This window comes from Streptomyces sp. NRRL S-244 (assembly GCF_000717915.1).
Classification (GTDB): Bacteria; Actinomycetota; Actinomycetes; order Streptomycetales; family Streptomycetaceae; genus Streptomyces.
The window spans coordinates 266,300-287,292 of sequence record NZ_JOCX01000003.1; the positions used below are offsets into that span (position 1 = coordinate 266,300).

Consider the following 20,993-nt stretch of genomic DNA (forward strand, 5'->3'; position numbering starts at 1 on the left):
GGCGCGGCGCCCCGACCTGCGGACGCATCCCGCTCGGCGCAACCACCACCCGGCCCCCGCCGGACCACCGGAGGTACCGGCGCGGCCGCCGCCGGGTTCATGGCGCCCTTCTTCCTCCTCTTCGCGCTCGTGACCGTCGCCCCCATCGGGTACGCCGCCTGGCTCAGCCTCTTCCGCGAGGAGCAGTCCGGCCTCGGATTCGGCGGAGCCCAGCGGGTCTTCAGCGGAATCGGGAACTACACCAAGGCCCTGGCCGATCCCCTCTTCCTCGCCTCGTTCCGCCACGTCGCCGTCTACTGCCTGCTCTACATCCCCGTCATGGTCGGCGGCGCCCTGGTCCTCGCCCTGCTCCTGGACTCCGCCCTCGCCCGCGCCCGGCGGTTCTTCCAGATCGCCTTCTACCTGCCGCACGCCGTCCCCGGCCTGATCGCCGCGATGGTCTGGCTCTACCTGTACACACCCGGTCTCAGCCCCGTCCTCGACGTCCTCGATTCGGCCGGGATCTCCTGGAACTTCTTCGGCCGCGACGAGGCCCTGCTGTCCGTGGTCAACATCTCGGCCTGGCAGTGGATGGGCTACAACATGATCATCTTCTTCGCCGGGCTCCAGGCCATCCCCCGCGAGACCCTGGAGGCCGCCACCATGGACGGTGCCGGAGCCGTCCGCACCGCGTTCCAGGTCAAGGTGCCGAGCATCCGGCCCACCCTCGTCCTGACCGTCCTGTTCACCTGCGTCGGCGCCGTCCAGCTCTTCGACGCCCCGCAGTTGCTCCAGCTCCGGGCCACCGAGATGGGCGAGTCCTGGTCCCCGACCATGTACGTCTTCAGCGCCGCGTTCAAGGGCCACGACTACGGGCTGGCGGCCGCGAGCGCGCTGCTCCTCGCCCTGGCCGCCGGAGCCGCCTCGTACGTCGTCACCAAGCTCGGCAACCGCTGGAGGTCCGCATGACCGCCTCACTCGCCGCTGCCGGGGCAGCGGGCACAGCCCCGGGCCCGGGACCGGGACCTGCCCCGGCACGCGCCACCGCGACCCCGCCCGCGACCCCGGCCCCGGCCCCGGCCCGCGGTGCGCGCGGTGCGCGCGGGAGCGCCCTGCTCTCCCGTACCGCCGTCAACGCCGTTCTCCTCCTCGTCGCCGCCTACGCGCTGATGCCCCTCGCCTGGCTGGTCCTGGCCGCCACCAAGAACCGTCGGGACCTCTTCGCCACCGACCCCTACGCGCTGGGCGACTTCAGCCTCCTCGGCAACCTCGGCGAGGTCTTCACGTACAACGACGGCATCTTCGGCCGCTGGCTCGCCAACAGCCTCCTCTACACCGTCGTGGGCTCCACCCTCTCCGCCCTCATCAGCGTGGCCTGCGGCTACGCCTTCCACGCCTACGAGTTCCGGCATAAGGAGAAGCTCTTCGGTGTCGTCCTCGCCGGGATCCTGGTCCCCGCCACCGTGCTCCAGCTGCCGCTGTACCTGATGGCCTCGGCCGCCGGCGCCGTGAACACGTACTGGTCCTACCTGGTGCCCGCCCTGGTCAACCCCTTCGGCGTCTACCTCGCCCGGGTGTTCGCCGAGGGCTACGTCCCCGACGAGGTGCTGGCCGCCGGCCGCGTCGACGGCGCGGGTGAACTGCGGCTCTTCGCGCACGTGTCGTTCCCGATGCTGTGGCCGGGGTTTGTGACCATCTTCCTGTTCACCTTCACGGCCATCTGGAACAACTTCTACGGTGCGCTGACCATGCTGAACGACGAGCGGCTCTACCCCGTCAGTCTGGGCCTGTTCATGTGGAACCGCAGCGTCTACCAGCAGCCCGAGCTCTATCCCCTGGTGATCACCGGTTCACTCGTCGCCGTCGTCCCGCTCGTGCTGGCCTTCCTCGGCCTGCAGCGGTTCTGGCGCTCGGGTCTCACCGCAGGAGCCGTCAAGTGACCCACCGCCTCCTTCCCGCCGGGGCCGGCGCGCGGCGCCGCCCCGCCACCGTGCTCGCCATGAGCCCCGGCACCCGGGCCGCCGTCCTCAGCGGCCGCATGCTGCCCGAGCTGGTCCGGGTCGCCGATGTGGACACCGACCTGCTGCTGACCGGCTTCGAGCCCGAAGAGCCCGAGCTCCTGCGCCGCCTCGCGGACGCCGAGGTGCTGTTGACCGGGTGGGGCTGCCCGCCGCTCGACGCCGAGGCGCTGGAGCGGATGCCGCGGCTGCGCGCCGTGGTGCATGCCGCGGGCAGCGTCAAACACCATGTCACGGAGGCCTGCTGGGAGCGCGGGCTGCTGGTCTCCAGCGCGGCCGCCGCCAATGCCGTGCCGGTCGCCGAGTACACGCTCGCCGCCATCCTGTTCGCCAACAAGCGGGTCCTGGAATCCGCCCACGCCTACCGGGCGGCGCGCGCCCCGATCGACCTGCTGCGCCGCTACCCGGCGGTCGGCAACTACCACCGCACCGTCGGCATCGTCGGCGCCTCGCTCATCGGCCGACGCGTGATGGAGCTGCTGCGCCCCTTCGACCTGCGGGTACTCGTCCACGATCCGTACGCCGACCCCGGCGAGCTCGCCGCGCTGGGCGGAGAGTCCTGCACGCTCGACGAACTGCTGCGCCGCAGCGACGTGGTGAGCCTGCACGCGCCGGCTCTTCCCCGGACCCGCCATCTGCTGGACGCGTCCCGGCTGGCGCTGATGCCGGACGGCGCCACGCTCGTCAACACCGCGCGGGGCTCGCTCGTCGACACCGCGGCGCTGAGCGAGGAACTGGTCGCGGGACGGCTGCACGCCGTACTCGACCACACCGAGCCCGAGGTGCTGCCCGCCGGCTCCCCGCTGTACAACCTTCCGAACGTGCTGCTCACCCCGCACGTGGCGGGTTCGCTGGGCGGCGAGCTGGACCGGCTCGCGGCAACGGCGGTCGAGGAACTGGAGCGGTACGCCCTGGGGCTGGACTTCCGCTACGCCGTCGACCGCGGCCGGCTCGCCTACTCGGCCTGAGCCCCCGTTCCGCCCGTTCCCGCTCCCCTCGCCACCAGCTGTTCCAGGTACTCCCGGCCCCGCGCGAGCTGACCGGGCAGCTCGGCGGCGCCGGGATACCAGCGTTTCTCGTACTCCCAGCAGAGCCAGCCGTCCGGCGCCGCGGCGGCCACGGCCTCGGCGAGCGGCAGCACCCCGGCGCCGAGCCCGAGGGGGGTGAGCTCCTGCGCCGACGCCACGTCCTTCACCTGTACGTAGCCCAGGTGCCGGTCCAGCGCCCGCCGCGACCGCGTCGGGGACTCGCCGCCGAGCCAGGTGTGCAGTACGTCCCACAGCGCGCCCGCGCCGCCGTGCCCGACCCGGTCCAGCACCCGCGCGGCGGCGGCTCCGGTCCGGTGCGAATCGTGCGTCTCGAGCAGGATCCGCACCCCGTGCCGCTCGGCGAACGGTGCGGCGGCGGCCAGCCGACGCACGGCATGGGCGTCGGCGGCGGACTCGGGCTGCTCGGCGCCTCCCGGGAACACCCGGACGTACGGGGCTTCGAGGTCGGCGGCGAGCCGGACCAGGGTGTGCAGTTCGGCCAGGACCGGCTCGTCGGCGCCGGGGGCGGCCACCCGGGCATAACCCGCCACCCCGAGGACCGCGACCCCGGCGGCGGCGAGGGTGCGCAGGGCCGCCGCCCGGTCCGCCGGCGGGCTGTCGGGGTGCAGGGGCTCCTCGGGGTGGGCGCGCAGTTCGAGGGCGTCATAGCCGTGGGCGGCGGCGAGGGCGGCGCTGCGGTCGAGCGGTGCCCCGGGCAGGCCGAGCGTGGAGAAGGCGTACTTCACGGACGGCTCCCCTCGGGCGGGGGTGGCGCGGTGGAGCCGCGCACCATGAGTTCGGTGGGCAGGGTGGTGATGCCGCCCGGCGGCAGTGGCTTGCGGCCGGTGACCAGCTGGGCGGCGAGTATGCCGGCCTCCCGCAGCGGTACGCGGACGGTGGTGAGCGCGGGGGCCGTGTCCACGCAGACCGGGAGGTCGTCGAAGCCGGCGACGGAGACGTCCCCGGGGATGCGCAGGCCGGCCTCGCGCAGGGCCGCGGCCACTCCGGTGGCGACGGTGTCGTTGGCCGCGGCGACGGCGGTGAACGGGGCCCCGCGGCGCAGCAGCTCGCGGGTGGCGTCGTAGCCCGCGGAGCGCTCGAATCCGGCGTGCACGGTGAGCGGGTCGCAGGCCTCCGGCAGGCCGGGATCGTGTCGTCGCAGCGCCTCGCGGTGGCCGCCGAGCCGCTCCCGGGTGGTGCTCCGCCCCGGCGGGCCGGCGACGTACGCGATGCGCCGGTGGCCGAGCGACAGCAGGTGTTCGGCGAGGCGGAAGGCGCCGCCGCGGTCGTCGAACATGACGGTGGCGACGGGCAGGGCGGGGGGTACGGGCAGCGGGGGCCGCCCGCACAGGACGACGGGGGAGCCGGCGTCCGCCATTCGGGTGATGCGGGCGGTGAGGGCGGCGGTGTGCCCGGGCTCCTCGACGGCGCCGCCGGTCAGGACGACCCCGCCGGCGCGCTGGCCCTCCAGCAGGGTGAGATAGGCGAGTTCGGCCGCGGGGGCGCCCTCGGTGTTGCAGACGACGGCGAGGCGGCGGGGGTCGCCGTGGCCGGTCGGGGCCAGCGCGCTCTGCAGGGATCCGGCGAGGATGCCGAAGAAGCTGTCCGCCACGTCGTGGACGAGGACGCCGACCAGGTCCGAGGTGGCGGCCGCCAGGGCGCGGGCGGGGCCGTTGGCCACGTAGCCGAGCTCTTCGACGGCCTGTTCCACGCGGGTCCGCGTGCCGCCGGCCACCGGGTATCCGCCGTTGAGCACGCGCGAGACCGTCGCCGGCGACACGCCCGCGTGCGCCGCGACTTCGGCGAGAGTCACCGCCATGTTGCACCCCTCCTGCTCATCCCGGTCATCGTCTCATCCGGGTGTGGATCTCCATACTCCCCGATTGAGAAAGCGCTTTCCATCACTCGAACGAGTGTTGCGCGGCTGCCGTTCCCGGCCCTAGCCTGATGAGAGTGAAAGCGCTTTCTATCGGACCTTCCCTCGCGCTTTCCGCCAGGCACGACGAACGAGCACGAAGGAGGGGACACCGTGGAGCGCAGGACGATCAAGATCGCCATGAACGGCGTGACCGGGCGGATGGGATACCGCCAGCATCTGGTCCGCTCGCTGCTCGCCCTGCGCGAGCAGGGCGGGCTGGATCTGGGCGACGGCCGGGTGCTGTGGCCCGAGCCGGTGCTGGTCGGGCGCCGGGAGCCGGCGCTGCGGGCCATCGCCGAGGAGCACGGGCTGGGGCAGTTCAGTACGGACCTGGCGGCCGTGCTCGCCGACCCCGAGGTCGAGATCTACTTCGACGCTCAGGTCACCGGTGCCCGCGAGGCCGCGGTCCGGCAGGCCGTGGCGGCGGGCAAGCACGTGTACTGCGAGAAGCCGACGGCTCTGAGCTTCGCTTCCTCGCTGGAGCTGGCACGCCTGGCCGCGGAGGCCGGGGTCAAGCACGGGGTGGTCCAGGACAAGCTGTTCCTGCCGGGGCTGCTGAAGCTGAAGCGGCTGATCGAAGGCGGCTTCTTCGGCGAGATCCTGTCCGTGCGCGGGGAGTTCGGGTACTGGGTGTTCGAGGGGGACTGGCAGCCGGCCCAGCGGCCGTCCTGGAACTACCGGGCGCAGGACGGCGGGGGCATCGTCGCCGACATGTTCCCGCACTGGGAGTACCTGCTGCACGAGCTGTTCGGCCGGGTCCGCACGGTGCAGGCCCTGGCCCGTACGCACATCGGCCGCCGCTGGGACGAGGAGGGCAAACCGTACGAGGCGACGGCGGACGACGCGGCGTACGGGGTCTTCGAGCTGGAGGGCGGCGCCGTCGCGCAGATCAACTCCTCCTGGGCGGTGCGGGTCCACCGTGACGAGCTGGTGGAGTTCCAGGTGGACGGGACGCACGGGTCGGCGGTCGCCGGACTGCGCGGATGCCGCATCCAGCACCGGGGGGCGACGCCCAAGCCGGTGTGGAATCCCGATCTGCCGCAGACGGAGGCCTTCCGCGCCCAGTGGCAGGAGGTCCCGGACAACGGCCCGTTCGACAACGGCTTCAAAGCCCAGTGGGAGCTGTTCCTGCGCCACGTCGTGCTCGACGAGCCCTGGCAGTGGGACCTGCTGGCCGGCGCGCGCGGGGTACAGCTCGCCGAGCTGGGGCTGCGGTCCTCGGTGGAAGGCCGGCGGCTGCCGGTGCCGGAGGTGGTCCTGTGAGCATCCGGCTCCCTGATGCGGACGGCGGATACCGTCTGCACCGGCCCTGTAGCGATCCGCTCGCGTCTCTGGTCTGCGGTCCGGCGCGCAGCCGCAGGTTCTACGCGGCGGCGCACGTGGTGGCGGATCCGCTCGCCGCCTGCGCCGGCGGCCCGGCCTCCCAGGCCGGCCCGGCCGTGGACTGGGAGGCGACGCTGGCCTTCCGGCACCGGCTGTGGGCGCAGGGCCTCGGGGTAGCGGAGGCCATGGACACGGCGCAGCGCGGGATGGGTCTGGACTGGCCGGCTGCGGCGGAGCTGATCCGCCGGTCGGCCGCCGAGGCCCGGGCGGTGGGCGGCCGGATCGTCTGCGGCGCGGGCACCGACCAGCTCCCCCCGGGCGGCGGGCACGCTCTGGCCGCGATCACCGCCGCGTACGAGGACCAGCTCGCGCACGTCGAGGCGTGCGGGGCGGGGGCCGTACTGATGGCCTCCCGCGCCCTGGCGGCCGCGGCGCGCGACGCGGAGGACTATCTGGAGGTGTACGGGAAACTGCTGCGGCAGAGCGCCCGCCCGGTCGTACTGCACTGGCTGGGCCCGATGTTCGACCCCGAGCTGGCGGGCTACTGGGGGCACGCCGATCTCGACGCGGCCACCGAGGTGTTCCTGAAGGTCGTCGCGGACTGCCCGGAGAAGGTGGACGGGGTCAAGGTCTCGCTCCTGGACGCGGGGCGGGAGAAGGACATCCGGCGCAGACTGCCGCCGGGCGTGCGCTGCTACACGGGCGACGACTACCACTATCCCGAACTGATCGCCGGGGAGGGGGCCGGGGATCCGGCGAGCGATGCGCTGCTGGGCGTCTTCGACCCGATCGCCCCGCTGGCCGCCCGGGCCGGGCTCGCGCTGGACCGGGACGACCCCGCCGGTTTCCGCGCGTTGCTGGATCCGACGGTGGCGCTGTCCCGGCACCTGTTCGGCCCGCCGACCCGCTACTACAAGACGGGGGTGGTGCTGCTGGCCTGGCTCGCGGGGTACCAGGAGCAATTCACGATGCTGGGCGGGCTCCAGTCGGCCCGGCCGCTGCCCCATCTGGCCTCCGCGTACGAACAGGCCGATCTGCTGGGCCTGTTTCCCGATCCGGAGCTCGCCGAGTCCCGGATGCGGCAGCTCCTCGCGGTGTACGGGGTGGCGTCGTGAGCCGGGGGCCGGCCCCGGCCCGGTTCAGCCTCAACCAGGAGACGGTCCGGCAGTGGTCGATGCCCGAGCTGGTCGACGGGTGTGTCGCGGCCGGGGTGAGCACGGTCGGGCTGTGGCGGGATCCGGTGCGGGAGTTCGGGGTGCGCGAGACGGCGAAGCTGGTCGCCGGGGCCGGGCTGCGGGTCAGCTCGCTGTGTCGCGGAGGGTTCTTCACCGCCTCCGATCCGGCGGGGCGGGCGGCGGCCCTCGAGGACAACCGCCGGGCCGTGGAGGAGGCCGCCGAGCTGGGTGCCGACGTGCTGGTCCTGGTCTCGGGGGGCCTGCCCGACGGTGACCGGGACCTCGTGGGGGCGCGGCGGCGGATCGTCGACGTCCTGGGCGAGCTCGCCCCGTGGGCGGCCTCACACGGGATACGGCTGGGGATCGAGCCCCTGCATCCGATGTTCGCCTCGGACCGCTGCGTGGTCTCCACGCTCGGCCAGGCCCTGGACATCGCCGAGCAGTTCCCGGCGCGACAGGTGGGGGTGGTCGTCGACTCCTACCACCTGTGGTGGGACGAGCGGCTGCCGGCCGATCTGCGCCGGGCGGGTGCGGGCGGGCGGATCGTGTCGGTCCAGGTGGCCGACTGGGTGACCCCGCTCCCCCAAGGGGTGCTGCTGGGGCGGGGGCAGTTGGGCGACGGCTGCATCGATCTGCGGGCGTTCCGGGAGCTGGCCGAATCGGCCGGCTATCGGGGCCCGGTGGAGGTGGAGATCTTCCATCCGGGGCTGTGGGCGCGGGACGGTGCCGAGGTGCTGCGGGAGGTGATCGACCGATACCGCGAGCACGTGGCCTGAGGCGCGTGGCATGAGGCATTGCGAGTGGGGCAAGTGACGGGCCGGCGGGGGCCGGTACGGGATCGGGCAAGGAGCATGCGATGACAGACGTGTGGAGTCGGCGCGCCTTCCTCTCCGCCGCGGGCGGGGGTGCGCTCCTGCTGGGAGCGCCCGCCGCGCGGGCGGGAGCCGCGCCGGCGGACGAGGTCCACGACGCCATGCGGGCGGTGTGGCGCGGCCTCTTCCTGGGCGGTGACATCCCCGCCGCGGCCGAGCCGTTCCGTTCGAGACTCGCCGATCTCGGCGTCCTGGCCGGGGGGTGGCGCTCCGCCATGGCTCCGGCGGCCGGCTCGCTCTGGCCCGACCTGGGGTACGGCAGCGACCCCGAGATGATGATGCAGAGCTACTACCGGCTGCGGACGATGGCCGAGGCCTATGTCCGGCCCGGGACCGGGCTCACCGGGGATACCGGGTTGCGCTCGGCCCTGCTGACCGGGCTGGACCATCTGCACACGGACGTCTACCACGCCGGCCAGGTGCGGTACGGCAACTGGTACTGCTGGCAGATCGGCGCCCCGCAGGCCCTGCTCGACCTGTGCGTACTGTTGTACGAGGAGCTGCCTGCCGCCCGGATCGCCGACTCCTGCGCGGCCGTCGACCATTTCGTCCCGGACTCGGTCGTCGGCTCGTACTCCGGGACCAGTACGGGGGCGAACCGGGTCGACCTGTGCCGGGTGCTGGCGCTGCGCGGGGTGGTCGGCGGGGACTCGGCGAAGATCGCCCTGGCCCGGGACGCGCTCGCGCCGGTGTTCCCGTACGTCACCTCGGGCGACGGGCTCTACCGGGACGGGTCGTTCGTCCAGCACACCTGGGTGCCGTACGCGGGGACGTACGGGGCGGTGCTGCTCGGCGGGCTGGGCATGCTGTTCGCTCTTCTGAAGGGCACTGCGTGGGAAGTCACGGACCCCGGGGCGCAGATCGCCTTCGACGCGGTGGAGCGGGCCTGGGCGCCGTTCCTGTTCAACGGGCTGGTCATGGACGCCGTGTCGGGGCGGGCGGTGAGCCGGGGTCTGATGGTCGCCGATCCTCGGCAGGTCCAGCAGGACGACCATGCCCGGGGGCATGCGGTGCTCGCCGCGATCCTGCTCCTCGCGGAGGGTGCGAGCGCCGTCGAGCGGGCGCGCTGGCGGGGGTTGGTGAAGGGCTGGATGGCCCGGGACTACTACAGCCGTCCCCTCGCGGACACGGCGCTCGCCCTGTCCTCGCTCGCCCGCCTGGCTCAGGTCGAGTCCGACGCTTCGGTCGCGGCACTGCCCGAGCCGGTCGGGCACCGCCTGTTCGCGTCCATGGACCGGGCCACGCACCGGCGGCCCGGCTGGGCGGCCTCGCTGTCCATGGCCTCGAAACGGATCGCCCACTACGAGACGGGCAACGGGGAGAACCTGCGCGGCTGGCACACCGGCAGCGGAATGCTCTCCTGGTGGGGGGCCACGTACGGCAACGGCCAGTACTCGGACGCCTTCTGGCCCACGGTGGACCCGTACAGGCTGCCGGGAACCACGGTGTCGCGGAAGGTGCTCGCCGACGGGGCGGGCGGTGACTGGGGGGCGTCCCGGCCCGACGCGGCCTGGGTGGGCGGGACGACCGACGGGGAGTTCGCCTCGCTGGGCCAGCACCTGCGGGGCCTGGACAGCACGCTCACGGCCCGTAAGTCCTGGTTCTTCCTGGACGGCACGATCGTCTGTCTGGGGGCCGGGATCCGCTGCTCGGACGGGACCGTGGTCGAGACGGTGGTCGACAACCGCAATCTGGGCGCCGCCGGCGCCCATCCCCTCACCGTGGGCGGCACCGTCCAGCCGGCCGCCCTCGGCTGGACGGCGGCCTTCCCCTCCCCCGGCTGGGCCCATCTGGCGGGCTTCGGCGGGTACGTGATGTCGGGCTCGGGCTCGTTCAAGGCCCTGCGGGAGGCGCGCACCGGCCGGTGGAGCGAGATCAACCGGGGCGGCTCCGCCACGGCCCTGACCCGGCGCTACCTCACCCTCTGGTACGACCACGGCAAGGACCCGGCCGGCGCCGGTTACGTCCACCAGGTGCTGCCGGGGGCGACGGTGGCGCAGACCGCCGCCAGAGCCGCCGCCGCGGGGTGGCTCTCCGTACTCGCCAACTCGGAAACGGCGCAAGGCGTCTCGGTGCCCTCGCTGGGCTTCACCGGGGTCAATTTCTGGCAGGCCGGATCGGCCGGTCCGCTGGAGGCGGGAGCACCCTGTTCGGTGACGGTCCGGGAGAGGGCGGACGGCACGGCCGCGGTCTGCGTGGCGGACCCGGCCCGGGCGCTGACCTCGCTGACGCTGGTGTGGAACCGCCCCGTCGCCGCGGTGCTGTCCCGCCCGCCGAGCCTGGTCTCGGAGGCCACGGGCGCTCGGCTTCGGCTCGACTTCGGGAACCTCACCACGGCGGCGGGGGCCGGCCAGCAGGTGGTGGTCCGGCTGGGGTGAGCCGTCAAGGGTGACATAGCGTGCCCTTCATGGATCATGAGCACATAACCGGGGCCGGGGACGGCGACGGCGCGGGCAGGCGGCGGTTCCTGGCGATCGCGACGGGAGCGGCCACCGCCGCCGGGCTCGGGGCCGTGGCCGGCTGCGCCAACGGAGCGGCCGGCGGGGCGGCCGGGAAGGGGGAGGGCAAGGGTGACGGCAAGGGTGACGGCAAGGGGGCGGCGCCCGGCGCGGCGGCGGGGAAGGGCGGACCGGCCGGTTTCGACGTCAAGGCCGAGAACGCCAAGCCGGGGCATGCCGATTGGCGTGTGACCAGGGCCGGGGCGGCCCGGGCCATCGAGGGCTTCGCCGACAAGGTCAGCGTCCTGCCCGGCGAGTCCTTCGGCCTCCACGTGTCCACCACGGCGCCCCGGTTCACCGTCTCCGCCTACCGGATGGGCTGGTACGGCGGCGCCCGGGCCCGGCTGGTGTGGCGGTCCGAAGCGCTGCCCGGCGTGCGCCAGCCCGAGCACACGGTGGATTCCGCGACCCGGATGGTCCGTACCCGGTGGCCCCGTACGACCACCGTCGACACCAAGGACTGGCCCGAGGGGTGCTACCTGCTGCGGCTCGACGCACAGGGCGCCGAGGGCCAGCGCTTCGTCCCGGTCACGGTCCGCTCGGCGGCGAGCGCCGGCCGTACGGTCGTGGTGAACGCGGTGGCGACCTGGCAGGCGTACAACCGGTGGGGCGGCTACGGCAGCTACGACGGCCCCAGCGGCGGCTACGCCTCACGCTCCCTCTCGGTCACCTTCGACCGTCCGTACGAGTACGACGACGGCGCCGGCCTGTTCCTCGTGTACGAGGCCCCGCTGCTCGCCCTCGCCGAGCGGCTCGGCATACCCCTGGCCTACGCGACGACCACCGACGTGGCGCGGGAGAAGCGGTTGCTGGAGGGGGCCGCGGCGGTGCTCTCCCTCGGCCACGACGAGTACTGGTCGCCAGAGCAGCGGGCCCACTTCACCGCCGCCCGGGACGCCGGGACCAACATCGCGGTCCTCGGCGCGAACTGCTGCTTCCGCCGGATCCGGCTGGAGCCCTCCGATCTCGGTCCGGACCGTACGGTGGTCTGCTACAAGTCCGCCTACGACCAGGACCCCGGATTCAAGCGCGGCCAGCCGGCCACCGTCGACTTCCGCTCGGCGCCCGGCGCCGATCCGGAGAGCTCGCTGCTCGGTGTGATCTATGACGGCTACCCGGTGGACGCCCCGTACGTGGTGACCCACCCCGGCCACTGGCTGTTCGAGGGCACCGGCGTGCAGGCCGGCGACCGGTTCGCGCACCTGGTGGGGGTGGAGTACGACAAGGTCAACACCGGGTTCCCGACGCCCCGGCCGATCGAGATCCTGGCTCACTCCCCCGTGGTGTGCGAGGGCCGGCCCAGCCACCAGGACACGGCGTACTACACCGTGCCGAGCGGCGCGGGCGTCTTCGCGACCGGGACCATGCGGTGGGTGGAGGCCCTGGACGCGACGGGCGACGGCCGCAGCGGCGCCAACCACGGCCTCGACGCCAAGGCGGGCGCGCTGACCACCCGGGTGACGGAGAACCTGCTGCGGGCGTTCGCGGCCGGCCCGGCGGGCCGCGCGCACCCCGCGCAGGACAATGTGAAGGCGGTGTACGGGGGCACGGCCTAGGATCGTGATCACGGCATCGCGTGTCGGTCACCGACCGGGTGAGGCATGGAGGTGCCGTGATGTGCCTTGCGGAGGCATTCACTCATGTCAGTACAGCTGAACCACACGATCATCCACTCCCGGGACAACCGGGAGGCCGCCGAATTCCTGGCGGACGTCCTCGGCCTTGAGGTCGGGACCGAGTGGGGCCCGTTCGTCCCCGTCGAGACAGCCAACGGCGTCACCCTCGACTTCGCCACCGTGCCCGCCGACTCCCTCGCCACCCAGCACTACGCGTTCCTCGTCTCCGAGGAGGAATTCGACGCGTCGTTCGGGAAGATCCGGGCGGGCGGGATCCCGTACTTCGCCGACCCCCACATGAAGCGGGCCGGCGAGATCAACCACAACGACGGCGGCCGCGGCGTCTACTTCCTGGACCCGTCGGGCCACGGGATGGAGATCATCACCCGCCCGTACGGCTACCAGGAGCCCACGGCCGGATAGCCGGCCGGCCGGCCCGACCGATGCGTCGGCCTCCCGCTCCCTCCCCGGCGAGCGGGAGGTAGACGATGTTCGGGGCGGCGGTGACCGGGTGGGTGGTGATGCGGGTGCGGACCCCGTACACCTCGGCCAGCAGGTCCTCGGTCAGCACCTGTGAGGGTGTCCCCGAGGCCGCCACCCGGCCGCCCGCCAGCACGTACAGGCGATCGCAGTACGAGGCCGCCAGGTTGAGGTCGTGCAGCACGAGCAGCGCGGTGGCCGGCAGGGCACGGACCAGGGCGAGGACCTCCAGCTGGTAGCGGATGTCCAGGTGGTTCGTCGGCTCGTCGAGGGCGAGCAGGCCCGGCTCCTGGACGAGGGCGCGGGCCACCAGGGCGCGCTGCCGTTCGCCGCCGGAGAGCCCGTCGTACCGCCGGCCCGCGAGGCTGCTCGCGCCGACGGTCTCCAGTGCCTCGGCGACGCGCCGGACGTCGTCCGGGCCGTCCTGCTCCCAGAACCGCTTGTGCGGGCTGCGCCCCATCGCGACCACCTCGCGGACCGTCAGCCCGAAGGTCCCCGCCGCGTCCTGCGGGACGACCGCGACCCGCCGGGCCCGGTCCTTGGCGCCCAGCCCCGCCGCGTCCGCGCCGTCCAGGAGCACCCGGCCGGCCGTGGGCCGCAGGGTGCCGTAGACGCAGCGCAGCAGCGTGGTCTTGCCGCTGCCGTTGGGGCCGACCACGCCGACCGTCTCGCCGGGCCGGGCGGTGAGGTCGATCCCGTGGAGCAGCGTGTGCCCATCGGTCTCGTAACGCACGGCCTCGACGGCGAGTTCCACCGGCTGCCGCCCGCTCATCCCGCCACCCCCTCGACCCGTGTGGAGCGGCGCAGCATCCACAGGAAGAACGGTCCGCCGACGAGCGCGGTGACCACGCCGACCGGTATCTCCTCGGGCGCCGCGGCCGTACGGGCGATCAGGTCGGCCAGGGTCAGGAACACGGCCCCGCCCAGTGCGGCGACCGGCAGCAGGGCCCGGTGCCCGGCGCCGACGACCATCCGGGCGGCGTGCGGAACCATCAGCCCGACGAACCCGATGGCGCCGCTGTAGGCGACGAGCACGCCGATCACGAGGGAGGTGAGGACGAAGACGGCTGCGCGGAAGCGCCCGGTGTCCAGACCGAGGGTCCGCGCACCCTCCTCCCCCGCGAGGAGCAGGTCGAGCGGCCGGGCGAGCGCGGTGAGCAGGGCGGTGCCGACGAGCAGCGCGGCGGCGGGCAGGGCGAGTTCGTCCCAGCGGGCCCCGCCCAGGCCGCCCAGGGTCCAGAACAGGACGGAGCGGATCTGGTCGGGGTGCGCGGCGAGCACCAGCACCAGGCTGGTGAGCGCGGACAGGATGTACTGGACGGCGACCCCGGCGAGGATCAGCCGCCCGGTGGTCATCGTGCCGCCGCGCCGGGCCATGGCGTAGACGGCGACGAGCGCCCCCATCGATCCGGCGAACGCGGCGGCCGGCACGCCCAGGGCGCCGATCCCGCCGAGGGCTCCGGTCGTTCCCGCCGCTCCCGCGACGCCCGCCGCTCCCGCGCCGAAGACGATGACGAGGACGGCGCCCAGCGAAGCCCCGGAGGAGGCTCCCAGCAGGAACGGGTCGGCGAGCTGATTGCGGACGAGGGCCTGCAGGACGGTGCCGGCGACGGCGAGCCCGGCTCCGACGACCGCCCCGAGCAGCACCCGCGGCATCCGCACGTCCCACACGATGGAGGCGAACGCCCCGCTGCGCTGCTCTGGGCCGCCGAGCACGATGTCGAGGACCCGGCCGGGAGCGATCCGTACCGGCCCCAGGGCCAGGCCCGCGACGGCGGACGCGAGGAGCGCCGCGGCGAGGAGCGCGAGGACGGCCGGCGTACGGGGGCGCCTCACGCGGCGTCGGGGTGGAGCTGGCGGCCCAGGGACTCGACGGCGTCGGCGACGCGGACGCCGAGGACGGCCGAGGACAGGGGCAGCACCACGAACCGCTTGTTCTTGACGGCGGGAACCTCCGCGAGCGCCGGGTCGTTCAACAGGCGCTGCTTCTTGGCTTCGACGGTGGTGCCGCCGTAGTCGTAGATGAGGACGACCTCGGGCCGCCGCTCGATGACCTTCTCCCACGACACGTCACCGAAGGTGTCCTTGAGGTCGGCGAAGGTGTTCGTCCCGCCCCCCAGCGAGACGATCTCGTTGCCGATGCCGCCTCCTCCGGAGGTGAAGGCGGTGCCCTCGCCGGAGTCGTAGACGAAGACGGTCGGCTTGGCCCTGTCCTTGACCCGGGCGCTGACGGCGTCGATGCGGCGCTGCTCGTCCTCGATGAGGCGCGCGCCGCGCTCGGGCACGCCGAAGGTGAGCGCGACCTCGGTGATCTCGGTCTTCAGCTGTTCGAGGCCGACCGGGCCGGTGCTGCAGTACTCCACGCTGAGCCGGGAGTTGATGCCGGCCTTGGCGAGTCCCTCGCGGTCGCGCCCCTGCGCCTTGTCGAAGGCGCTCGCGTACCCGCCGTAGACGAAGTCCGGGTCGGCGCCGAGGAGGACCTCCTTCGAGGGGTACTCCTTGGCCAGCACCTTGATCTTGTCGTAGGCGGGCCGGTAGGCGGGCAGTACGGAGTCGTCGAGGTAGGCCGTCGCGGCCATCCGGTCCTGGAGGCCGAGGGCGAGCAGGATCTCGGTGGCGTGCTGGTTCATGGTGACGGCCCGCTGCGGCGGGGCCTGGTAGGTGCTGCTGACACCGCAGTTGGTGACGGTGTACGGGAACCCCGGCGCGGGCGCCGCGTCCGCGGCCCCGCCTCCCGCCGAGGACGGACCGCCGCATGCGGCCAGGGGTATCAGGAGCGCGATCGGGACAAGGGCGCGCAGAACGGCGCGGGAACGCGGCATGGCGAAGCCTCTCCGGGGGATCCTCGTCCCCTGGTCGACGTGAAGAGGCGATGCGTCAGTGTCTGACTCCCGGTCCCCGCACGGGGACCGGTCACAGTGGCGGGACCGCACCGGATTCGCACCGGTTTCCTGTCCTGCACCGCCTGGGGTGGTTCGTCGCAGTCTGCCAGACGGCCCTGAAACGCCGTCGGGCCCGCCCCCATGGAGGGGACGGGCCCGACGCCGCGTACTTCTTGCAGGGGCGGCAGGATTCGAACCTGCGGCATCTGGTTTTGGAGACCAGCGCTCTGACCAGCTGAGCTACACCCCTTCGCTGAGGAAACTCTGACATGGAGCGCCGCGGAGATCCAAATGGATTAGTGGGTCAAGCGGGTGGAAGTTCGGCCCGCGTGTGGGCGCCGACGGTCCGGAGCCAGTCGATCAGCGCGTCGTTTCCGCTGGTCAGGGCGGCGTTCAGCGGGGTCGTGTCGCCGTATCCGATCCGGTCGACGTCCATGCGATCGGACAGGAGGTACCGGGCGGCGGCCAGTTGACCCCCGTGGCAGGCGACCAGAAGGCGCCGGCGAGTTCGGCGGCGGGCGGGAAACCCGCGGCGAGGAACTCCGTGACGCGGTCGAGCAGTCCGAGGGCTGCGGCCTCGTGGAGGCCGGGGCGGGCGCCGGCCGAGTTTCGTACGCCCCCTTGACCCGTCTGGTCCAGACCAATAGTTTCCGGCATGCACCGCGTACGCGTCCCGCACCGCTCCCGCCTCCGCAAAGGAAGCCCATGCGCCGCAGCATGCCCGGCAGGCTGGCCGTCGCCGCCTGTTCCCTCTCCCTGCTCACCGCCCTCGCACCCGCCGCCGCCGCGCAGGCCGACACCGGGCACGACCGCTCGTACAAGCGGGTCGGGTACTTCACCCAGTGGGGCGTCTACGGACGGGACTTCCAGGTCCAGGACCTGGAGACGAGCGGCACCGCCGGCAAGCTCACCCACATCAACTACGCCTTCGGCAACATCAGCGCGGAGGGCAAGTGCTTCACCGGCAACGTGCCGGGTGAGGCGGACGCCTGGGCCGATTACGTACGCCCGCTCGACGCCGCGAATTCCGTCGACGGGGTCGCCGACAGCGCCGAGCAGCCGCTCGCCGGGAACTTCAACCAGCTGCGGGAGCTCAAGGCCAGGCACCCGGGCCTCAAGGTCCTCCTCTCGCTGGGCGGTTGGAGCTGGTCCACGCACTTCTCGGACGCCGCGCTCACTCCCGCCTCCCGCAAGGCCCTCGTCCAGTCCTGCATCGACCTCTACATCAAGGGCAACCTGCCGCAGGACGGCGCCCGCGGCGGCGCGGGCGCGGCGGCCGGCCTCTTCGACGGGATCGACCTCGACTGGGAGTGGCCCGGCTCGGCAGGTGACACGGACACCACGTACCGCCCGGAGGACAAGCAGAACTTCGCGGCGCTGGTGAAGGAGTTCCGCACGCAGCTCGACGCGTACGCGCGCGGCCAGAAGCGGAAGGAGAAGTACGAGCTGACGGCGTTCGTCCCGACCGCCCCCGCCAAGATCGACGCGGGCTTCGACGTCCGCCGCATCATGCGCGACCTCGACTTCGTGACCCTCCAGGGCTACGACTTCCACGTCTCCGGCGAACCGACCACCGCCCAGCAGTCCGCGCTCCACGCCCGCGGCGACTTCAGCGCGGCCGGCACCGTGGAGGCCTGGCGCCACCGCGGGGCGCCGGCGCAGAAGCTGGTGATGGGCATGCCGTTCTACGGGCAGGGCTGGACCGGCGTCAGCGGTGGCGGGGACGGCATGGGCCAACCGGCGACGGGCCCGGCGCCGGCGACCTGGGCGGCCGGGTACGAGGACTACAAGGCGCTGAAGAAGCTCGCCGATTCGGGCACGTACGAGATCTACCGCGACCGCCGGGGCGGCCACGCCTGGCTCTTCGACGGCAGCACGCTGTGGACGTACGACGACCCCCAGGTGCTGCGGACCAAGACGGAGTACATCCGCGAGAACGGCCTGGGCGGCGCGATGTTCTGGTCCCTGGACGCGGACACCGCCGACGGCGAGCTGATGACGGCCGTCGACCGGGGCCTGCACGGCCGCTGACGGGCCGACCGGCCGAGAGACCGGCGCCGCCGGGCCGCGGAAAACGACCCGGCCCGGCGGCGTCCCACCACGTACGCTCCCGGCCATGGAGATCACGACGGTACGGGCGGTCAACCAACTCACCACACGCTGGGCCCGGCAGGCGGTGACGGGCGAGAAGGGCACCGTCCTCACGGCGGCCGGGATCTGGCCCCTGCTGGCCTTCCTCGCCGACGGCGCGGGCGGCCCGGCCCGCGCCGAGCTCGCCGAAGCTCTCGGCATACCCGCCGGGTCCGCGGCCGACGCCGCCCGGAAGCTGCTGACCGCCCTGACCGGCGTACGAGGCCTCCAGGCGGCCACCGGACTGTGGACCAAGGCGGACCTCCCCCTGCACGAACCCTGGCTGGCCGGCCTCCCGGACGGCGTCCGCGCCACCCTGACCGGCGACGAGGGCGCCGACCGCAAGGCCCTCGACGGGTGGGCGGCGGAGCGGACCGGCGGGCTGATCGAGCGGATGCCCGTACCCGTCGACCGGGACACCTTGCTGGTCCTCGCCTCGGCGCTCGCGCTGCGGCTGAAGTGGATCCGGCCGTTCCGAACCGGCTCCGTCGATCTGTCCGAGGGCCCGTGGGCCGGGCGGTCGGCGCTCGCGCTGTACCGCGATACCTCCCTCCTGGACCGCGCCCGGGTGGCGCACACGCCGACCGGCCCGGTGACTGTGCTCGAAGTGGTCGGCGACGGCGGGGTGGACGTCCACCTGGTGCTGGGCGAGAGCGCCGCCCGCCCGTGGGAGGTCCTCGCGGCCGGCACCTCCGTCGTCACCCGGACCGTGCCGTCGACGGGTGCGAGCCTGCTTCCCGAGGGAAACCCGGGGCCGGGGCTGCGCATCGGGACGGTCCGTTCGACGGATCGTGCACCCCACCTGTGGGTCAAGGCGGTGGCTTTCGATGTCGGCGCGGACCACGATCTCCTCGACCATGCCCGGCTGTTCGGCCTGCACACCGCCACGGACACCGGCTCCGGGCACTTCCCCGGGATCAGCGCCGACCCACTGGCCGTCAAGTCGGCCCGGCAGTCGGCGATGGCCCGCTTCCACGCCGAAGGCTTCGAAGCCGCGGCCGTGACCGCCGTCGATGCGGCCGTGGGCTGCGCCCTCCCCCGCTACCGGTACCGGGTCCGCCAGGCCGAGGTCGCCTTCCACCGGCCCTTCGGCTTCCTCGCCGTCCACCGCACCTCCCGCCTGGTGCTCGCCGCGGGCTGGGTCGCCGAGCCGGTTACCCTCGCGCCATGACCTCCGAAACGATCACCGCGGCGGCATCCGGCACCTGGCGGCTCGGCGACCTCGCCGTCCGCCGGATGGGCTTCGGCGCCATGCGCCTGACGCACCTCGCCGACGGCTCCCCCACCGACCGCGAGCGGGTGGTCTGCGTACTGCGGCGGGCCGTCGAGCTCGGCGTGAACCACATCGACACCGCCTCCTTCTACTTCTCGCCCACGCGCTCCGCCAACGAGCTGATCAACCGCGCGCTGGCCCCCTACCCCGAAGACCTCGTCATCACCACCAAGGTCGGACCGGGCCGCGACTACGCCGGCGAGTGGTGGTGGGCCACGCCCGAGCAGCTGCGCGGGCAGGTCGAGGAGAACCTGCGCCAGCTGGGCCGGGACCACCTGGACGTGGTCAACCTGCGGATCCCGCGCCGGGAGACCACGGGATCGATCGCCGAGCACTTCGGCGCGCTCGCCGAACTGCGCACGGCCGGGCTCATCCGCCACCTCGGCGTGTCCAACGTACGGCCCGACCACCTGGCCGAGGCCCGGGCCATCGCCCCCGTCGTCTGCGTACAGAACCCGTACGGGGTCGGCTCCCCGGCCGAGGACCACGCCTTCCTCGACGCGTGCGGGCAGCAGGGCATCGCCTTCGTGCCGTTCTTCGCTATCGCCGGCGCGGGCAAGGAGGCCGGGGTGGTCACGCAGGAGGCCGGGCCGGTGCGGGCCGTCGCCGGGGCCCACGGCGTGACGGAGGCGCAGGTGCGGCTCGCCTGGACCCTGAACCGCGGCCCGCACGTACTGGCGATCCCGGGTACCGGCAACCCCGACCACCTCGTGGAGAACATCGCCACCGGGGCGCTGCGGCTGTCCCCGGAGGAGATCGCCCTGCTCTCGGCCGTCTAGCCACGGCCGCGCCCGCGGTGGGCGGCGGCCAGGGCCGCCGTTTCGGGGAACGCCGGGACGCGGCCCGTGCCGCCGCGGCCGGAGACCGAGAGGCAGGCCGCCGCCATGCCGTACGCGACGGCGTCGGCGAGGCCGTCCCCGAGGGCGAGCCGGGCGGTGGCGGTGCCGGTGAAACAGTCCCCGGCGCCGGTCGCGTCCACCGGATCCGGGTTGACCGGTACGGGGTGGTACTCGGCCCGCGTGCCGTCGTCGAGCAGCAGCCGGTCGGCGCCCGCGGTGACCACGACCGTACGGGCGCCCAGGGCCCGGTAGCGGGCGGCGGCGGCGCGCGGATCGGCGGTGCCGACCAGGGCCTCGGCGTCGGCGGGGCAGGAGGTCTTGAGCAGCCCGGTCAGCGGGGCGATGCGGGCCAGCAGCTCGCGGGCCTCGTCCCGACCGGTCAGGCGGGGGCGGAAGTTGGGATCGTACGAGACGTGCCCGCCGGCGCCGTGCACGGTCTCGGCGGCGGCCACGACCGCCTCGCGGCTGCTCGGGGAGAGCGCGCCCGTGATCCCGCTGGTGACGAGCGCCTTCGTGCCGGTCAGCAGGTCCCGCCAGGACTCGATGTGCCGGGTGGAGAGGCTGGAACCCGCGCTGTGGGTGCGCCAGTAGACGAAGGCCCGGTCGCCCTCGGTGTCGGAGGCGAGCAGATAGGCGCCGTTGGGGCGCGGGGCGCGGCGTACGTGGGAGACGTCCACGCCGAGCGCGGCCGCGCGGTGCAGGAGCGGGACGCTGAGCTCGTCCTCGCCGACGACGGCGAGGAGGGCGGTCCGGGCCCCGGCGGCCGCGGCGGCGGCCGCCGCGTTGAGGGCGTCGCCGGAGTAGGAGATGCGGGCCGGGGTGCCGTCGGCGGCTTCCCGCAGGGCGGTGTCGGCGTGGATCTCCACGAGGACCTCACCGAGGACGAGGACGTCGTAGCCGGTGTCGTGGCCGGTGTCGCGGCCGGTCTCGTGGCCGGTACGGGGCCCGGGAGCGGGCGCCAT

Annotated in this window: 19 protein-coding genes, 1 tRNA gene and 1 riboswitch; of the genes, 12 read left to right on the forward strand and 8 right to left on the reverse strand. The window is 73.6% G+C overall.

Going from position 1 to position 20,993, the window contains the following annotated elements:
* The first annotated feature begins 99 nt into the window (after positions 1-99).
* The 3 genes from IF02_RS0105125 to IF02_RS0105135 are packed head-to-tail and all read left to right on the forward strand — an operon-like array spanning position 100 to position 2,965.
* Positions 100-948: a carbohydrate ABC transporter permease gene (locus IF02_RS0105125; RefSeq protein ID WP_030154035.1), complete on the forward strand. Its 849-nt coding sequence runs from the start codon at positions 100-102 to the stop codon at positions 946-948.
* Positions 945-1,919 carry a carbohydrate ABC transporter permease gene (locus IF02_RS0105130; protein ID WP_078621880.1) on the forward strand — a complete coding sequence of 325 codons (975 nt, stop codon included), beginning with the start codon at positions 945-947 and terminating at the stop codon, positions 1,917-1,919. Before IF02_RS0105125 ends, IF02_RS0105130 begins: the two co-directional genes overlap by 4 nt.
* A complete protein-coding gene (locus tag IF02_RS0105135) occupies positions 1,916-2,965 on the forward strand; it encodes a hydroxyacid dehydrogenase (RefSeq protein ID WP_420708095.1) in 1,050 nt (349 codons plus the stop codon). The genes IF02_RS0105130 and IF02_RS0105135 overlap by 4 nt, the downstream gene beginning before the upstream one ends.
* Here the strand turns inward: IF02_RS0105135 and IF02_RS0105140 are convergent.
* A complete protein-coding gene (locus IF02_RS0105140; RefSeq protein ID WP_051695795.1) occupies positions 2,953-3,771 on the reverse strand; it encodes a sugar phosphate isomerase/epimerase family protein in 819 nt (272 codons plus the stop codon). The two genes, IF02_RS0105135 and IF02_RS0105140, sit on opposite strands and share 13 nt — an antisense overlap.
* Positions 3,768-4,844: a LacI family DNA-binding transcriptional regulator gene (locus IF02_RS0105145; protein ID WP_030154039.1), complete on the reverse strand. Its 1,077-nt coding sequence runs from the start codon at positions 4,842-4,844 to the stop codon at positions 3,768-3,770. The genes IF02_RS0105140 and IF02_RS0105145 overlap by 4 nt, the downstream gene beginning before the upstream one ends.
* A 237-nt stretch (positions 4,845-5,081) precedes the next feature.
* On the opposite strand from IF02_RS0105145, the gene IF02_RS0105150 reads away from it, so the two are divergent.
* The 6 genes from IF02_RS0105150 (at position 5,082) to IF02_RS0105175 (ending at position 12,850) form a co-directional block, all read left to right on the forward strand.
* Complete coding sequence (locus IF02_RS0105150) at positions 5,082-6,206, forward strand: Gfo/Idh/MocA family protein (protein ID WP_078621908.1); 1,125 nt, start codon at positions 5,082-5,084, stop codon at positions 6,204-6,206.
* Entirely contained in the window at positions 6,203-7,381 is a 1,179-nt protein-coding gene (locus IF02_RS0105155) for a dihydrodipicolinate synthase family protein (protein ID WP_030154041.1), read from the forward strand. Before IF02_RS0105150 ends, IF02_RS0105155 begins: the two co-directional genes overlap by 4 nt.
* Positions 7,378-8,217 carry a sugar phosphate isomerase/epimerase family protein gene (locus IF02_RS0105160; protein ID WP_030154042.1) on the forward strand — a complete coding sequence of 280 codons (840 nt, stop codon included), beginning with the start codon at positions 7,378-7,380 and terminating at the stop codon, positions 8,215-8,217. The genes IF02_RS0105155 and IF02_RS0105160 overlap by 4 nt, the downstream gene beginning before the upstream one ends.
* Before the next feature lie 80 nt (positions 8,218-8,297).
* On the forward strand, positions 8,298-10,691 hold the full coding sequence (locus IF02_RS0105165) for a polysaccharide lyase 8 family protein (RefSeq protein WP_030154043.1): 2,394 nt from the start codon (positions 8,298-8,300) through the stop codon (positions 10,689-10,691).
* A gap of 29 nt (positions 10,692-10,720) precedes the next feature.
* Positions 10,721-12,367 (forward strand): N,N-dimethylformamidase beta subunit family domain-containing protein, encoded by a 1,647-nt coding sequence (locus tag IF02_RS0105170; protein WP_051695872.1) that lies wholly within the window; start codon positions 10,721-10,723, stop codon positions 12,365-12,367.
* A gap of 84 nt (positions 12,368-12,451) precedes the next feature.
* A complete protein-coding gene (locus IF02_RS0105175) occupies positions 12,452-12,850 on the forward strand; it encodes a VOC family protein (RefSeq protein WP_030154045.1) in 399 nt (132 codons plus the stop codon).
* On the opposite strand, the gene IF02_RS0105180 is transcribed toward IF02_RS0105175, so the two are convergent.
* The 5 genes from IF02_RS0105180 to IF02_RS36065 all read right to left on the reverse strand — a co-directional run bounded on the left by IF02_RS0105180 (position 12,810) and on the right by IF02_RS36065 (position 16,468).
* The gene (locus tag IF02_RS0105180; RefSeq protein ID WP_078621881.1) at positions 12,810-13,679 is read right to left on the reverse strand and encodes an ABC transporter ATP-binding protein; all 870 of its coding nucleotides are present in this window, start codon (positions 13,677-13,679) and stop codon (positions 12,810-12,812) included. The genes IF02_RS0105175 and IF02_RS0105180 overlap by 41 nt on opposite strands.
* A complete protein-coding gene (locus tag IF02_RS0105185; RefSeq protein ID WP_030154047.1) occupies positions 13,676-14,743 on the reverse strand; it encodes a FecCD family ABC transporter permease in 1,068 nt (355 codons plus the stop codon). Before IF02_RS0105185 ends, IF02_RS0105180 begins: the two co-directional genes overlap by 4 nt.
* Positions 14,740-15,729, reverse strand: a complete 990-nt coding sequence (locus IF02_RS0105190) for an ABC transporter substrate-binding protein (protein ID WP_030154048.1) — start codon at positions 15,727-15,729, stop codon at positions 14,740-14,742. Before IF02_RS0105190 ends, IF02_RS0105185 begins: the two co-directional genes overlap by 4 nt.
* Before the next feature lie 56 nt (positions 15,730-15,785).
* Positions 15,786-15,862, reverse strand: a riboswitch (cobalamin riboswitch).
* Between the two features lie 103 nt (positions 15,863-15,965).
* Positions 15,966-16,039 (reverse strand) — tRNA-Trp (locus IF02_RS0105195).
* Between the two features lie 54 nt (positions 16,040-16,093).
* On the reverse strand, positions 16,094-16,468 hold the full coding sequence (locus IF02_RS36065; protein WP_324603752.1) for an ankyrin repeat domain-containing protein: 375 nt from the start codon (positions 16,466-16,468) through the stop codon (positions 16,094-16,096).
* 26 nt (positions 16,469-16,494) lie between these two features.
* Between IF02_RS36065 and IF02_RS0105205 the strand changes: the two genes are divergently transcribed.
* The 3 genes from IF02_RS0105205 to IF02_RS0105215 all read left to right on the forward strand — a co-directional run bounded on the left by IF02_RS0105205 (position 16,495) and on the right by IF02_RS0105215 (position 19,971).
* Positions 16,495-17,820: a glycoside hydrolase family 18 protein gene (locus tag IF02_RS0105205; protein WP_030154049.1), complete on the forward strand. Its 1,326-nt coding sequence runs from the start codon at positions 16,495-16,497 to the stop codon at positions 17,818-17,820.
* An 85-nt stretch (positions 17,821-17,905) separates the two neighbouring features.
* Entirely contained in the window at positions 17,906-19,090 is a 1,185-nt protein-coding gene (locus IF02_RS0105210) for a serpin family protein (RefSeq protein WP_030154050.1), read from the forward strand.
* Positions 19,087-19,971, forward strand: coding sequence for an aldo/keto reductase (locus tag IF02_RS0105215; RefSeq protein ID WP_030154051.1), 885 nt, complete (start codon positions 19,087-19,089; stop codon positions 19,969-19,971). Before IF02_RS0105210 ends, IF02_RS0105215 begins: the two co-directional genes overlap by 4 nt.
* Here IF02_RS0105215 and IF02_RS0105220 read toward each other — a convergent pair.
* Positions 19,968-20,993 (reverse strand): PfkB family carbohydrate kinase, encoded by a 1,026-nt coding sequence (locus IF02_RS0105220; RefSeq protein WP_078621910.1) that lies wholly within the window; start codon positions 20,991-20,993, stop codon positions 19,968-19,970. The genes IF02_RS0105215 and IF02_RS0105220 overlap by 4 nt on opposite strands.

Bases quoted from the DNA above. Each gene is read 5' to 3' on its own strand.
- IF02_RS0105180 (WP_078621881.1), bottom strand. From the start codon at position 13,679: ATGAGCGGGCGGCAGCCGGTGGAACTCGCCGTCGAGGCCGTGCGTTAC.
- IF02_RS0105215 (WP_030154051.1), top strand. From the start codon at position 19,087: ATGACCTCCGAAACGATCACCGCGGCGGCATCCGGCACCTGGCGGCTC.
- IF02_RS0105170 (WP_051695872.1), top strand. From the start codon at position 10,721: ATGGATCATGAGCACATAACCGGGGCCGGGGACGGCGACGGCGCGGGC.
- IF02_RS0105210 (WP_030154050.1), top strand. From the start codon at position 17,906: ATGGAGATCACGACGGTACGGGCGGTCAACCAACTCACCACACGCTGG.
- IF02_RS0105130 (WP_078621880.1), top strand. From the start codon at position 945: ATGACCGCCTCACTCGCCGCTGCCGGGGCAGCGGGCACAGCCCCGGGC.
- IF02_RS0105175 (WP_030154045.1), top strand. From the start codon at position 12,452: ATGTCAGTACAGCTGAACCACACGATCATCCACTCCCGGGACAACCGG.
- IF02_RS0105125 (WP_030154035.1), top strand. From the start codon at position 100: ATGGCGCCCTTCTTCCTCCTCTTCGCGCTCGTGACCGTCGCCCCCATC.
- IF02_RS0105205 (WP_030154049.1), top strand. From the start codon at position 16,495: ATGCGCCGCAGCATGCCCGGCAGGCTGGCCGTCGCCGCCTGTTCCCTC.
- IF02_RS0105220 (WP_078621910.1), bottom strand. From the start codon at position 20,993: ATGGCGCCCGCTCCCGGGCCCCGTACCGGCCACGAGACCGGCCGCGAC.
- IF02_RS0105165 (WP_030154043.1), top strand. From the start codon at position 8,298: ATGACAGACGTGTGGAGTCGGCGCGCCTTCCTCTCCGCCGCGGGCGGG.
- IF02_RS0105150 (WP_078621908.1), top strand. From the start codon at position 5,082: ATGAACGGCGTGACCGGGCGGATGGGATACCGCCAGCATCTGGTCCGC.
- IF02_RS0105190 (WP_030154048.1), bottom strand. From the start codon at position 15,729: ATGCCGCGTTCCCGCGCCGTTCTGCGCGCCCTTGTCCCGATCGCGCTC.
- IF02_RS0105145 (WP_030154039.1), bottom strand. From the start codon at position 4,844: ATGGCGGTGACTCTCGCCGAAGTCGCGGCGCACGCGGGCGTGTCGCCG.